Below are 13,311 nucleotides of genomic sequence, written 5' to 3' on the forward strand. Positions count from 1 at the left end.
AAGGATTCCCAACGATGACCAGGCACCTGCTGTCGGTGGCCGATCTCGGCCGTGACGAGGCCGCCGCGATCCTCGACGACGCCGACCGGTTCCGCGAGGCCCTGCTCGGCCGCGAGGTCAAGAAGCTGCCGACGTTGCGCGGTCGCACCGTCATCACGATGTTCTACGAGAACTCCACGCGCACCCGGGTGTCGTTCGAGGTCGCAGGCAAGTGGATGAGCGCCGACGTCATCAACGTCAGTTCCTCGGGCTCGTCGGTGTCGAAGGGCGAGTCGCTGCGGGACACCGCGCTGACCCTGCGCGCCGCGGGCGCCGACGCGCTGATCATCCGGCATCCGGCGTCGGGTGCGGCGCAGCAGTTGGCGGAGTGGACGGCCGAAGGCTCCGGCGGCCCCTCGATCATCAACGCTGGCGACGGGATGCACGAGCACCCGACCCAGGCGCTGCTCGACGCGTTGACGATTCGGCAGCGGCTCGGGGGAGTCGAGGGCAAGCGCGTCGTCATCGTCGGCGACGTCCTGCACAGCCGCGTCGCCCGGTCGAACGTGCTGCTGCTGGCCACCCTTGGCGCGGAGGTCGTGCTCGTCGCGCCGCCGACCCTGCTGCCCACCGGGGTGTCGTCGTGGCCGGTGACGGTGTCGCACGACCTCGATGCCGAACTGCCCGGCGCCGACGTCGTGCTGATGCTGCGGGTGCAGGCCGAGCGGATGAACGGCGGCTTCTTCCCCTCGGCGCGCGAGTACTCGGTGCGCTACGGGCTGTCGGAGAAGCGCCTCGGCAGGCTCGCCGAGGGCGTCGTCGTCCTGCACCCCGGCCCGATGCTGCGCGGCATGGAGATCGCGTCGTCGGTCGCCGATTCGTCGCAGTCGGCTGTGCTGCAACAGGTTTCCAACGGCGTACACGTCCGGATGGCGGTGCTGTTCCACCTTCTGGTCGGCAGCGGAGCGGAGGTCAGCGCATGACGTCTCGAGTGCACGGGTCCCGACCCATCCTGATCCGCGGCGTCCGCCCCTACGGCGAGGGAGAGCCCGTCGACGTCCTCGTGTCCGGCAGTCAGATCGCCGACATCGGAACCGACCTCACGGCGCCCGACGACGCCGACGTCGTCGACGCCCGGGGCCAGGTCCTGCTCCCTGGCTTCGTCGACCTGCACACGCATCTGCGCGAACCGGGCCGCGAGTACGCCGAGGACATCGAAACCGGTTCGGCGGCAGCGGCACTGGGTGGCTATACCGCCGTGTTCGCCATGGCCAACACCGATCCCGTCGCCGACACCGCCGTGGTCACCGACCACGTGTGGCACCGCGGCCAGCAGGTGGGATTGGTCGACGTGCACCCCGTTGGGGCGGTCACCGTCGGGCTGAAGGGCAAGCAACTCACCGAGATGGGCCTCATGGCAGCGGGCGTCGGCCGGGTGCGGATGTTCTCCGACGACGGCGTCTGCGTCGACGATCCGCTGGTGATGCGCCGGGCGCTGGAGTACGCCACCGGACTCGGGGTGCTCATCGCCCAGCACGCCGAGGAGCCGCGGCTCACCGTGGGCGCCGTCGCGCACGAGGGACCCAACGCCGCCCGGCTCGGGCTCGCGGGCTGGCCCCGCGCGGCCGAGGAGTCGATCGTCGCGCGCGATGCGCTGCTGGCCCGCGATGCCGGCGCCCGCGTGCACATCTGCCATGCGTCGACGGTCGGCACGGTCGAACTCATCAGATGGGCCAAGGAACAGGGCATCTCGATCACGGCCGAGGTCACGCCGCACCACCTGCTGCTCGACGACGCGCGCCTCGCCGACTACGACGGCCGCAACCGGGTGAACCCCCCGCTGCGGGAGGCCGACGACGCGATCGCGCTGCGCCAGGCGCTCGCCGACGGCGTCATCGACTGCGTGGCCACCGACCACGCACCCCACGCCGAGCACGAGAAGATGTGCGAGTTCGCCTCCGCGCGGCCGGGAATGCTCGGACTGCAGACGGCACTGTCGGTCGTGGTCCAGACGATGGTGCAGCCGGGACTGCTCACCTGGCGCGACGTGGCACGGGTGATGAGCGAGGCGCCCGCCGCGATCGTCGGACTGCCTGATCAGGGGCGTCCGCTCGAGGTGGGGGAGCCGGCCAACCTCACCGTGGTGGACCCCGACACCGAGTGGACCGTCACCGGACGGACGCTGGCCAGCCGCTCGGACAACACGCCGTACGAGGCCATGACCCTGCCCGCAACCGTGACGCTGACGCTGTTGCGCGGCAAGGTGACTGCGCGCGAGGGCAAGAGCGGACTCCCGGATGAATGACTCCACGCTGGTCACCTCGCTGATCATGGCCGCCGTGCTGGTCGTGATCATCGCGCTGCTGATCCGGCAGATGATGCGCGGCTGGTTGCGACGCGCGCAGCGGCAGGTGGAGCAGATCGGCAAGCTGCCGCCGATGCCGGACACCGTCGGGCCCGCACTGATTCCCGCCACCCGCGGCCTCTACGTGGGCAGCACCATCGCCCGATCCGAACCGCTTCCGCAGGGCGGCCCCGGTCAGGAGTCCGAGTCGCCTTCTGCCCGCGGCTCGTCGGCCTGGCTCGACCGGGTCGCGGTCGGCGACCTGGGTTTTCGCAGCAAGGCGGTGCTGACCCGGTACCCCGAGGGGATCATGTTGCAGCGCACGGGCGCCAGCCCGATCTGGATCCCCGACGAGTCCATCAGAGCGATACGGACGGAACGGGCCATCGCAGGCAAGGTGGTGACGCACGACGGCATTCTGGCGATCCGCTGGACGCTGCCGTCGGGCACCGAGATCGACACGGGGTTCCGCGGCGACGACCGCCGCGAACTCGCCAATTGGGTACAGGAGGACGCCGGATGAGCAGGCAAGCCGGTCGGGCAGTGCTGGTGCTGGACGACGGTCGGGTATTCACCGGCACCGAGTTCGGGGCCGTGGGACAGACATTGGGCGAGGCGGTGTTCTCGACCGGCATGTCCGGGTACCAGGAGACGCTGACCGACCCGAGCTATCACGGTCAGATCGTGGTCGCCACGGCACCGCAGATCGGCAACACCGGGTGGAACGGTGAGGACGCCGAGAGCCGCGGCGACAAGATCTGGGTCGCCGGCTACGCCGTGCGGGACCCCTCGCCGCGCGCCTCCAACTGGCGCGCCACCGGCACGCTCGACGACGAACTGGTCCGCCAGGGAGTCGTTGGGATCGCGGGCATCGACACCCGCGCCGTCGTCCGGCACCTGCGCAGTGCGGGGTCGATGAAGGCGGGCGTCTTCTCGGGCGACGCCCTGGCCGAGGTGGACGAGCTGCTTGCCCGGGTGCGCAGCCAGCCGTCGATGCTGGGTGCCGACCTCGCCGGCGAGGTGAGCACCGACTCGACCTACGTGGTGGAAGCCGAAGGGCCTCAACGCTTCAGAGTGGCCGCGCTCGACCTCGGCATCAAGACCAACACCCCGCGCAACTTCGCCAAGCGGGGCATCCAGACCCACGTGGTGCCGTCGAACGCCACCTTCGACGCCGTCGCCGCGCTCGATCCCGACGGGGTGTTCCTGTCCAACGGTCCCGGTGACCCGGCGACCGCCGACCACGTCGTCGAGGTGACCCGCAAGGTCCTCGAGGCCGGAATACCGCTGTTCGGCATCTGCTTCGGCAACCAGATCCTGGGCCGCGCCCTGGGGCGTTCGACGTACAAGATGGCCTTCGGTCACCGCGGGATCAACGTTCCGGTGGTCGACCACCTGACCGGACGGGTCGCGATCACCTCGCAGAATCACGGCTTCGCCCTCGAAGGGGAGGCCGGCGAGGAGTTCGACACGCAGTTCGGCCGGGCCGTGGTCAGCCACACCTGCGCCAACGACGGAGTCGTCGAGGGCATCAAACTCCTCGACGGAAGGGCGTTCTCGGTGCAGTACCACCCCGAGTCGGCGGCGGGACCCCATGACGCCGCATACCTGTTCGACCAATTCGTCGACCTCATCTCCGAAGCCAAGGAAGGGAGGGTCGAGCGCTAATGCCGCGCCGGGAAGACCTCAAGCACGTCCTGGTCATCGGATCGGGCCCCATCGTCATCGGGCAGGCCGCCGAGTTCGACTACTCGGGCACGCAGGCCTGCCGGGTGCTCAAGGCCGAAGGCCTGCGGGTGACGCTCATCAACTCGAATCCGGCGTCGATCATGACCGACCCGGAGTTCGCCGACTCCACCTACATCGAACCGATCACCGCGGCGTTCGTCGAGAAGGTGATCGTGCAGCAGGCCGAGCGTGGCAACGAGATCGACGCGCTGCTGGCCACGCTCGGCGGGCAGACCGCGCTCAACACGGCCGTCGCACTGTACGAGAACGGGGCGCTGGACCGCCACGGCGTCGAGATGATCGGCGCGGACTTCGAGGCCATCCAGCGCGGCGAGGACCGGCAGAAGTTCAAGGACATCGTCGCCAAGGTCGGCGGCGAGTCGGCCAAGTCACGGGTGTGCTTCACGATGGAGGAGGTCCGGGACACCGTCGACGAACTCGGCCTGCCCGTCGTCGTCCGGCCGTCGTTCACGATGGGTGGCCTCGGGTCCGGCATGGCGTACTCGGTCGAGGACGTCGACCGGATGGCCGGCGACGGCCTGTCCGCATCGCCGACGGCCAACGTGTTGATCGAGGAATCGATCTTCGGGTGGAAGGAATACGAGCTCGAACTGATGCGGGATCACCGCGACAACGTGGTGGTGGTCTGCTCGATCGAGAACTTCGACCCGATGGGCGTGCACACCGGTGACTCGGTGACCGTGGCGCCCGCGATGACGCTGACCGATCGCGAGTACCAGACGATGCGCGACCTCGGCATCGCGATCCTGCGCGAGGTCGGCGTCGACACCGGCGGCTGCAACATCCAGTTCGCGATCGACCCGGACGACGGGCGACTCGTCGTCATCGAGATGAACCCACGCGTCTCCCGGTCGAGCGCACTGGCGTCGAAGGCCACCGGCTTCCCGATCGCCAAGATTGCCGCGAAGCTCGCCATCGGGTACACCCTCGACGAGATCGTCAACGACATCACCAAGGAGACGCCGGCGTGCTTCGAGCCGACGCTCGACTACGTCGTCGTCAAGGCGCCCCGGTTCGCCTTCGAGAAGTTCCCCGGCGCCGACCCGACCCTGACGACGACGATGAAGTCCGTCGGCGAGGCAATGTCGCTGGGGCGCAACTTCATCGAAGCTCTCGGCAAGGTGATGCGGTCGCTGGAGACGCCGGGCCGCGGCGGCTTCTGGACCGGCGTGGATCCCGAAGTCACCGTCGAGGAGCTGTTGACACGGCTCAAGACGCCCACCGACGGTCGCCTCTACGACATCGAGCAGGCACTGCGCCAGGGTGCGTCGGTCGAGGACGTCGCGAAGGCCTCCGGCGTCGACCCCTGGTTCGTCGACCAGATCGCCGGGCTGGTGCACCTCTCGAAGGAGCTGCGCGCCGCACCCGTCCTCGACGAGGAACTGCTGCGCGCCGCCAAGCACAGCGGCCTGTCGGACCGTCAGATCGCGGCACTGCGGCCCGAACTCGCCGGTGAGGACGGTGTGCGGACGCTGCGGCGGCGGCTGGGAGTTCATCCCGTCTACAAGACGGTGGACACCTGCGCCGCGGAGTTCGAGGCCAAGACGCCGTACCACTACAGCAGTTATGAAATCGACCCGGCGGCCGAGACGGAGGTGGCCCCGCAGACCGACAAGCCGAAGGTGCTGATCCTCGGGTCGGGTCCCAACCGGATCGGTCAGGGCATCGAGTTCGACTACAGCTGTGTGCACGCGGCGACCACGCTCAGCGAGGTCGGCTTCGAGACCGTGATGGTGAACTGCAACCCCGAGACGGTGTCGACCGACTACGACACGGCCGACCGGCTGTACTTCGAACCGCTGACCTTCGAGGACGTCCTCGAGGTCTACCACGCCGAATCGGCCTCCGGCGCGGGCGGACCCGGCGTCATCGGCGTGATCGTGCAGCTGGGCGGGCAGACGCCGCTGGGCCTCGCCCAGCGTCTCGCCGACGCGGGCGTCCCGATCGTCGGCACCAGCCCCAAGGCGATCGACCTCGCCGAGGACCGTGGCGAGTTCGGGGAGGTCCTGAAGAACGCGGGCCTGCCAGCACCACGGTTCGGCATGGCGACCAGCTTCGAGCAGGCCCGACGCATCGCCGCCGACATCGGTTACCCGGTTCTGGTACGCCCGTCCTACGTTCTGGGTGGGCGCGGCATGGAGATCGTCTACGACGACGAGACGTTGCGCGGGTACATCACTCGCGCCACCCAGCTCTCGCCCGAGCACCCCGTACTGGTGGACCGCTTCCTCGAAGACGCCATCGAGATCGACGTCGACGCCCTGTGCGACGGATCCGAGGTCTACATCGGTGGCGTGATGGAGCACATCGAGGAGGCAGGCATCCACTCCGGCGACTCGGCGTGCGCGCTGCCGCCGGTGACCCTCGGCAAGCAGGACATCGCCGCCGTACGGCATGCGACCGAGGCCATCGCCCACGGCATCGGCGTCGTCGGTCTGCTCAACGTGCAGTACGCGCTCAAGGACGACGTGCTCTACGTGCTGGAGGCCAACCCGAGGGCCAGCCGGACGGTCCCGTTCGTCTCGAAGGCGACGGCCGTGCCGCTGGCCAAGGCCTGCGCCCGCATCATGCTGGGCGCCAGCATCGCGCAGTTGCGCCGGGAGGGCATGCTCGCCGCGACCGGGGACGGTGCCGACGTCGCACCGAATGCGCCCATCGCGGTCAAGGAGGCGGTGCTGCCGTTCAACCGGTTCCGCAAGGCCGACGGCTCGCAGGTCGACTCGCTGCTCGGCCCGGAGATGAAGTCGACCGGCGAGGTGATGGGCATCGACCGGGACTTCGGCACCGCGTTCGCCAAGAGCCAGACGGCGGCCTACGGTTCGCTGCCCGCCGCCGGTACGGTCTTCGTCTCGGTGGCCAACCGGGACAAGCGCTCACTGGTGTTCCCGGTCAAGCGGCTGGCCGATCTCGGGTTCCGGGTGCTGGCCACCGAGGGAACCGCCGAGATGCTGCGGCGCAACGGCATTCCGTGCGACACGGTGCGCAAGCACTTCGAGGCGCCCAGCGCGGACCGACCGGCGACGTCGGCCGTCGACGCCATCAAGGCCGGTGAGGTCGACATGGTGATCAACACTCCCTACGGGAACTCCGGTCCACGCGTCGACGGGTACGAGATCCGCTCGGCAGCGGTCGCCATGAACATCCCCTGCGTGACCACCGTGCAGGGAGCGTCCGCGGCGGTGCAGGGCATCGAAGCCGGCATCCGGGGAGACATCGGCGTCATGTCGCTGCAGGAGTTGCACAGCAGCATGGGAGCACGCGAGCAGGCGAACGGCCGGACGTGACCACGTTCGGGGCGCGGCTGACCGAGGCGGTGTCCGCGCGCGGCCCGCTGTGCCTCGGCATCGATCCGCATCCGCAGCTCCTCGAGGCGTGGGGTCTCGGCGCGGACGCCGCCGGGCTGCGGGCGTTCGCCGACGCCTGCGTCGAGGCGTTCGCCGGATTCGCCGTGGTCAAGCCGCAGGTGGCGTTCTTCGAGGCGTACGGGTCGGCGGGCTTCGCGGTGCTGGAGGACGTGATCGTCGCGCTGCGCAGCGCCGGGGTGCTGGTGCTGGCCGACGCCAAGCGCGGTGACATCGGCACCACGATGGCGGCCTACGCCGCCGCGTGGGCGGGTTCCTCGCCCCTGTCGTGCGACGCCGTGACGGCGTCGCCATACCTTGGGTTCGGATCGCTGCGTCCGCTGTTGGACCTGGCTGCGGCCAACGGGCGCGGCGTGTTCGTCCTCGCGGCGACGTCGAACCCCGAGGGTGCCGACGTGCAGCGCGCCACCGCCGACGGCAGGACCGTCGCGCAGGCGATCGTCGACCACGCCGCTGCGGAGAACGGCGCTGCGGTCGGCCTGGGATCGGTGGGAGTGGTGGTCGGCGCCACGCTGACCGCGGTGCCCGACCTAACGGCCCTGAGCGGCCCGGTGCTGGTGCCGGGCGTGGGCGCCCAGGGCGGACGGCCCGAGGACTTGGCGGGCCTCGGCGGTGCCGCCCCGGGCACGCTGCTGCCCGCCGTCTCGCGCGAGGTGCTGCGAGCCGGGCCCGATGTGGCGGCGCTCCGCACGGCGGGCGAGCGCATGCGGGACGCCGTCGCACACCTGGCGCGCTAGCTAGCGGGTGCCTGCTAGAGCCGGATCCACTGCCCGAGGAACCAGAAGCCCCAGCCGTCGCCGTTGCCCGCCCGCATCGGGTTGACCTGCTGACCGTTCCAGTTGAAGGGCTGGTGATCCTGGCGGGCCTGGTCGGCGCCGCGCTGCCGCCAGTCGATCGGCGCGTTGCCGCGGTTCTGATCGCCAGCTTGGCGCTGGCCGTCGCGCTGGTCTTGGCATGCCGGGGCGCCCGGTGCGTTGCACGGCTGGCCCGGATTCGCCGCGGCGGTGCCCATCCCGGCCACCGCGCCGAGGCCGATGCCGATCGCGATCGTCGATGCGCTCAGGGCTGTCTTGAAGGTCATGTCGTCGACTCCGTCTTCGTTCGCGAGGCGCGTGTTCGCCGCACGTACCGGTGACGCTAGGAAGCGGGGATGGGTCGGCTCTGTGGTCGGCTTAGGTGCGCGCTGTGCGTCCGTTGACCAGTCGAGAACCATTGATGCCGAATGTCTTACGGACAATGGCGTGCGGCCGGCGGTGTGATCACTGCCGGCCGCACGCGCCGTGACTGGTTCGGGTGGGCCGGCTTCGGTGGGATCGGCGATCCCCGGCGAACGGCTGATGGCCGGCGTTGGCGGCGGCAGCCGGTCGTCGCCTCGGGCGCCCCAGCGGCCCGACCTTTGCACGCTATGGCGCCCGACTGTGCACGGGCTTCGGGGCGCGTGTGAGTGCCTGGTGAGGGAGGGATGTGACGCCTGTCACGGGAGTGACGGGGGTGACGCCCGTGGTGGAGAACTGCGCGTTCCGACACGCCCGACACGCGGTGACCTGGGAAAATTTCTCTCCGGCGGGGGCGCCGCCGCCCGGCATCGCCGCGCCCGCTGGGTCGGGCGTGCCGCCCCGTCTGGGGGCGATGCGCCAAAACCGCTGGTGAACAGGCACATCCGACGTCGACAGGGCCTCGTCGCGCCGGTCGAGGGGCAGATTCGTGCGCGCCGGGACGGTTCGCTGGCGTCCTACACGCTGGGAAAACGGCTCCTCGAGCCGGGGGTGGGGTTAGCTTTCGTCAGTCAGCGTGGGTACGGTCGTCCCCGCTGGCTGGTTGTCTAACCAGTCAAGACACAACAGATGACGGCAAGAGACGGAGGAACCCCGTGGCCCTTCCCCAGTTGACCGACGAGCAGCGCGCGGCAGCGTTGGAGAAGGCTGCTGCCGCACGTCGAGCGCGAGCCGAACTAAAGGATCGACTCAAGCGCGGCGGCACCAACCTCAAGCAGGTTCTCAAGGACGCCGAGACCGACGAGGTCTTGGGCAAGATGAAGGTCTCCGCATTGCTGGAGGCCCTGCCCAAGGTCGGCAAGGTCAAGGCTCAGGAGATCATGACCGAGCTGGAGATCGCTCCGACCCGCCGCCTGCGCGGCCTCGGCGATCGTCAGCGCAAGGCCCTCCTGGAGAAGTTCGACTTCACCAGCGATTAGGCATTACGTGTACGCCGGCCGAGGGGCCGGACGGCCATGACACGCGTCGTGGTGCTGTCCGGTCCCTCTGCTGTCGGTAAGTCCAGCGTCGTGCGATGTCTGCGCGAACGGATCCCCGACCTGCACTTCAGCGTCTCCGCCACCACCAGGTCCCCGCGGCCGGGTGAGGTGGACGGCGTCGACTACGCCTTCGTCACCCCCGATCGGTTCCAGCAACTGATCGACGACGGCGAACTCCTCGAGTGGGCCGACATCCATGGCGGCCTGCATCGCTCGGGCACGCCGGCCCGACCCGTCCGAGAGGCCGCCCGCGCCGGGCGCCCCGTGCTGATCGAGGTCGACCTTGCCGGGGCGCAGGCGGTCAAGAAGGCGATGCCCGAGGCGGTATCGGTCTTCCTGGCTCCACCCAGCTGGGACGCCCTGGAGAGCCGACTCGTCGGCCGCGGCACCGAGACTCCGGAGGTCATGGCCCGCCGACTCGACACCGCGCGAGCCGAACTGGCCGCCCAGGACAGCTTCGACACGGTCGTCGTCAACGCTGAATTGGAGTCGGCGTGCGCTGAATTGGTATCCTTGCTGGTGGGCCGTTGACCGTCCGGGCGCCTGAACGTGTTGGAGAGGCCGCCGGACAAGCCCATCAGACATCCAGCAGCTACTCCGAAACACCGGGAGATTTCTTCGTGAGCAACCCTGTCGAGAGCCTCGACTCCGACGCCGCCACCGCCTACGACACGCCGCTGGGCATCACCAACCCACCCATCGACGAGCTGCTCGACCGCGCGTCGAGCAAGTACGCGCTGGTCATCTACGCCGCCAAGCGCGCGCGCCAGATCAACGACTACTACAACCAGCTCGGCGACGGCATCCTCGAATACGTCGGCCCGCTCGTCGAGCCGGGTCTGCAGGAGAAGCCGCTGTCGATCGCCATGCGCGAGATCCACGCCGACCTCCTCGAGCACACCGAGGGCGGCGAGTAGCGGCCAGCGGCGGGGTCCCGGGCGAGCGAAATGACTGAGCGCAAGCAGATCATCGTCGGCGTCGCCGGGGGCATCGCCGCGTACAAGGCGTGCACCCTGGTGCGCCAGCTCTCCGAGGCCGGGCACTCCGTTCGCGTCGTGCCCACCGACTCCGCGCTGAAGTTCGTCGGCGCCGCGACGTTCGAGGCGCTCTCCGGCAACCCGGTCCGCACCACGGTCTTCGAGAACGTCGACGAGGTGCTGCACGTCCGCATCGGCCAGGAGGCCGACCTCGTGGTCGTGGCACCGGCGACCGCGGACCTGATCGCACGCGCAGCCTCCGGCCGCGCCGACGACCTGCTGACCGCCACACTGCTGACCGCGCGGTGCCCGGTGCTCTTCGCCCCGGCGATGCACACCGAGATGTGGCACCACCCCGCCACCGTCGACAACGTGGCGACGCTGCGGCGTCGGGGTGCCATCGTGCTGGAACCGGCCGCGGGCAGGCTCACCGGTGCCGACAGCGGCTCCGGGCGCCTCCCCGAAGCCGAGGAGATCAGCACCTTTGCCCAGCTGCTGCTCGAGCGACCCGACGCGCTGCCCTACGACCTGTCCGGGGTGAAGGTTCTCGTCAGCGCCGGTGGCACCCGTGAGCAGATCGACCCTGTGCGCTTCATCGGCAACCGCAGCTCCGGCAAGCAGGGATACGCGGTCGCGCGCGTCGCCGCCCAGCGCGGCGCCGACGTCACGCTGATTGCCGGCCACACCGCCGGCCTCGTCGACCCGGCCGGCGTCGAGGTCGTGCACATCGGCTCGGCGGACCAGCTGAACGACGCGGTGTCCAAGCACGCCCCCGAGTCGCACGTCCTGGTGATGGCGGCGGCGGTCGCCGACTTCCGGCCGACGCACGTTGCGACCAGCAAGATCAAGAAGTCGCACGAGCCAGGCCACGCCTCCGACGCACCCGCGATCGAACTCACGCGCACCGAGGACGTTCTCGCCGCCGCCGTACGGGCGCGGACGGACGGGCAACTGCCCAACATGAAGGCCATCGTCGGCTTCGCGGCCGAGACGGGCGACGCCAACGGCGACGTGCTGTTCCACGCCAGGGCCAAGCTCGCGCGCAAGGGCTGCGATCTGCTGGTCGTCAACGCGGTCGGCGAGGGCCGCGCCTTCGAAGTCGACAACAACGACGGATGGCTCCTGTCGGCCGACGGCAACGAGGTCGCGTTGGAGCACGGTTCGAAGACCCTGATGGCCAGCCGTATCGTGGACGCGATCGGAGCATTCCTGCGCCTGGGGTGACGCGCGCACTCCGCGGCCTGAGTGCAAGGGTTGCGCGCGCATGGGTTGCACGCTTGCCTACAACTGACGGCTATATCATTCGCATGACTAAGCAATGGAGAGGGACTACACCGTGAGCAAAGCTCGGCTGTTTACCAGTGAGTCGGTAACCGAGGGCCACCCCGACAAGATCTGTGACGCGATCAGCGACTCCGTGCTCGACGCTCTGCTCGCGCAGGACCCGAAGTCTCGCGTCGCCGTCGAGACGCTGGTGACCACGGGCCAGGTGCACGTCGTCGGCGAGGTCACGACGATCGCCAAGGAGGCGTTCGCCGACATCACGAACACCGTGCGCGCCCGCATCCTCGACATCGGGTACGACTCGTCGGACAAGGGCTTCGACGGCGAGACCTGCGGCGTCAACATCGGCATCGGCGCCCAGTCACCCGACATCGCCCAGGGCGTCGACACCGCCCACGAGACCCGCGTCGAGGGCGGCGCCGACCCGCTGGACCTGCAGGGCGCAGGCGACCAGGGACTGATGTTCGGCTACGCCATCCGCGATACCCCCGAACTGATGCCGCTGCCGATCGCACTGGCGCACCGGCTGGCCCGCCGCCTCACCGAGGTGCGCAAGGACGGCGTCCTTGACTACCTGCGTCCCGACGGCAAGACCCAGGTCACCGTGCAGTACGACGGCGTCACCCCGGTCCGGCTCGACACCGTCGTACTGTCCACGCAGCACGCCGAGGGCACCGATCTCGACGCCACCCTGGCGCCGGACATCCGCGAGAAGGTCGTCAACACCGTCCTCGCCGACCTGAATCACGCCACGCTGGACACCTCGGACTTCCGCCTGCTGGTCAACCCCACCGGCAAGTTCGTCCTCGGCGGCCCCATGGGCGACGCCGGGCTGACCGGCCGCAAGATCATCGTCGACACCTACGGCGGCTGGGCCCGCCACGGCGGCGGCGCGTTCTCCGGCAAGGATCCCTCGAAGGTCGACCGCTCGGCTGCCTACGCGATGCGCTGGGTGGCCAAGAACGTCGTCGCCGCAGGCCTCGCCGAGCGCGTCGAGGTCCAGGTTGCCTACGCCATCGGCAAGGCTGCCCCGGTCGGACTGTTCGTCGAGACCTTCGGCACCGAGACCGTCGACCCGGAGCGCATCGAGAAGGCCATCACGTCGGTGTTCGACCTGCGCCCCGGTGCGATCGTGCGCGACCTCGATCTGCTGCGCCCGATCTACGCGCCGACCGCCGCGTACGGCCACTTCGGTCGCACCGACATCGACCTGCCCTGGGAGCGGACCGACAAGGTCGAAGACCTCAAGGCCTCGGTCTAGCACCCCGGCCCAGACACCGAACGCACGCAGCGGCCCCCATTCCCAAGCGGAATGGGGGCCGACTGCGCTTCGTGGGGCGCGAGGGCGGCGCTTCCACCAGG

General features: G+C 69.6%; 12 protein-coding genes. 11 read left to right on the forward strand and 1 reads right to left on the reverse strand.

The window, feature by feature from the left end; translation table 11 throughout:
* The first annotated feature begins 14 nt into the window (after nt 1–14).
* From LOK44_RS17140 to pyrF, 6 genes are read left to right on the forward strand one after another with little or no spacing between them, the layout of a single operon-like run.
* Complete coding sequence (locus LOK44_RS17140; RefSeq protein ID WP_237571303.1) at nt 15–962, forward strand: aspartate carbamoyltransferase catalytic subunit; 948 nt, start codon at nt 15–17, stop codon at nt 960–962.
* A complete protein-coding gene (locus tag LOK44_RS17145; protein WP_237571304.1) occupies nt 959–2,284 on the forward strand; it encodes a dihydroorotase in 1,326 nt (441 codons plus the stop codon). The genes LOK44_RS17140 and LOK44_RS17145 overlap by 4 nt, the downstream gene beginning before the upstream one ends.
* A complete protein-coding gene (locus LOK44_RS17150) occupies nt 2,277–2,846 on the forward strand; it encodes a PH-like domain-containing protein (protein WP_237571305.1) in 570 nt (189 codons plus the stop codon). The genes LOK44_RS17145 and LOK44_RS17150 overlap by 8 nt, the downstream gene beginning before the upstream one ends.
* Nucleotides 2,843–3,991: a glutamine-hydrolyzing carbamoyl-phosphate synthase small subunit gene (carA, locus tag LOK44_RS17155; RefSeq protein ID WP_237571306.1), complete on the forward strand. Its 1,149-nt coding sequence runs from the start codon at nt 2,843–2,845 to the stop codon at nt 3,989–3,991. Before LOK44_RS17150 ends, carA begins: the two co-directional genes overlap by 4 nt.
* The gene (gene carB / locus LOK44_RS17160) at nt 3,991–7,356 is read left to right on the forward strand and encodes a carbamoyl-phosphate synthase large subunit (RefSeq protein ID WP_237571307.1); all 3,366 of its coding nucleotides are present in this window, start codon (nt 3,991–3,993) and stop codon (nt 7,354–7,356) included. The genes carA and carB overlap by 1 nt, the downstream gene beginning before the upstream one ends.
* Nucleotides 7,353–8,171, forward strand: coding sequence for an orotidine-5'-phosphate decarboxylase (gene pyrF, locus LOK44_RS17165; RefSeq protein ID WP_237571308.1), 819 nt, complete (start codon nt 7,353–7,355; stop codon nt 8,169–8,171). The genes carB and pyrF overlap by 4 nt, the downstream gene beginning before the upstream one ends.
* A gap of 14 nt (nt 8,172–8,185) precedes the next feature.
* Here pyrF and LOK44_RS17170 read toward each other — a convergent pair whose 3' ends face one another.
* Nucleotides 8,186–8,515 carry a hypothetical protein gene (locus tag LOK44_RS17170; RefSeq protein WP_237571309.1) on the reverse strand — a complete coding sequence of 110 codons (330 nt, stop codon included), beginning with the start codon at nt 8,513–8,515 and terminating at the stop codon, nt 8,186–8,188.
* Nucleotides 8,516–9,304: 789 nt separating this feature from the next.
* Here LOK44_RS17170 and mihF point away from each other — a divergent pair.
* From mihF to metK, 5 genes are all read left to right on the forward strand, one after another.
* Nucleotides 9,305–9,628 carry an integration host factor, actinobacterial type gene (mihF, locus tag LOK44_RS17175; RefSeq protein WP_067811067.1) on the forward strand — a complete coding sequence of 108 codons (324 nt, stop codon included), beginning with the start codon at nt 9,305–9,307 and terminating at the stop codon, nt 9,626–9,628.
* 36 nt (nt 9,629–9,664) lie between these two features.
* Entirely contained in the window at nt 9,665–10,219 is a 555-nt protein-coding gene (gene gmk, locus LOK44_RS17180) for a guanylate kinase (RefSeq protein WP_237571310.1), read from the forward strand.
* An 89-nt stretch (nt 10,220–10,308) separates the two neighbouring features.
* On the forward strand, nt 10,309–10,605 hold the full coding sequence (gene rpoZ, locus LOK44_RS17185; protein ID WP_163917793.1) for a DNA-directed RNA polymerase subunit omega: 297 nt from the start codon (nt 10,309–10,311) through the stop codon (nt 10,603–10,605).
* A gap of 30 nt (nt 10,606–10,635) precedes the next feature.
* A complete protein-coding gene (gene coaBC, locus LOK44_RS17190) occupies nt 10,636–11,889 on the forward strand; it encodes a bifunctional phosphopantothenoylcysteine decarboxylase/phosphopantothenate--cysteine ligase CoaBC (protein WP_237571311.1) in 1,254 nt (417 codons plus the stop codon).
* Nucleotides 11,890–12,001: 112 nt separating this feature from the next.
* The gene (metK, locus tag LOK44_RS17195; RefSeq protein WP_237571312.1) at nt 12,002–13,210 is read left to right on the forward strand and encodes a methionine adenosyltransferase; all 1,209 of its coding nucleotides are present in this window, start codon (nt 12,002–12,004) and stop codon (nt 13,208–13,210) included.
* Nucleotides 13,211–13,311: the final 101 nt, after the last annotated feature.

This window comes from Mycolicibacterium lacusdiani, from assembly GCF_021916785.1.
Lineage (GTDB): Bacteria > Actinomycetota > Actinomycetes > Mycobacteriales > Mycobacteriaceae > Mycobacterium > Mycobacterium lacusdiani.

Excerpts from the sequence above, each read along its gene's own strand:
- LOK44_RS17140 (WP_237571303.1), top strand. The coding sequence starts at position 15 with ATGACCAGGCACCTGCTGTCGGTGGCCGATCTCGGCCGTGACGAGGCC.
- LOK44_RS17145 (WP_237571304.1), top strand. The coding sequence starts at position 959 with ATGACGTCTCGAGTGCACGGGTCCCGACCCATCCTGATCCGCGGCGTC.
- LOK44_RS17150 (WP_237571305.1), top strand. The coding sequence starts at position 2,277 with ATGAATGACTCCACGCTGGTCACCTCGCTGATCATGGCCGCCGTGCTG.
- carA (WP_237571306.1), top strand. The coding sequence starts at position 2,843 with ATGAGCAGGCAAGCCGGTCGGGCAGTGCTGGTGCTGGACGACGGTCGG.
- carB (WP_237571307.1), top strand. The coding sequence starts at position 3,991 with ATGCCGCGCCGGGAAGACCTCAAGCACGTCCTGGTCATCGGATCGGGC.
- LOK44_RS17170 (WP_237571309.1), bottom strand. The coding sequence starts at position 8,515 with ATGACCTTCAAGACAGCCCTGAGCGCATCGACGATCGCGATCGGCATC.
- gmk (WP_237571310.1), top strand. The coding sequence starts at position 9,665 with ATGACACGCGTCGTGGTGCTGTCCGGTCCCTCTGCTGTCGGTAAGTCC.
- coaBC (WP_237571311.1), top strand. The coding sequence starts at position 10,636 with ATGACTGAGCGCAAGCAGATCATCGTCGGCGTCGCCGGGGGCATCGCC.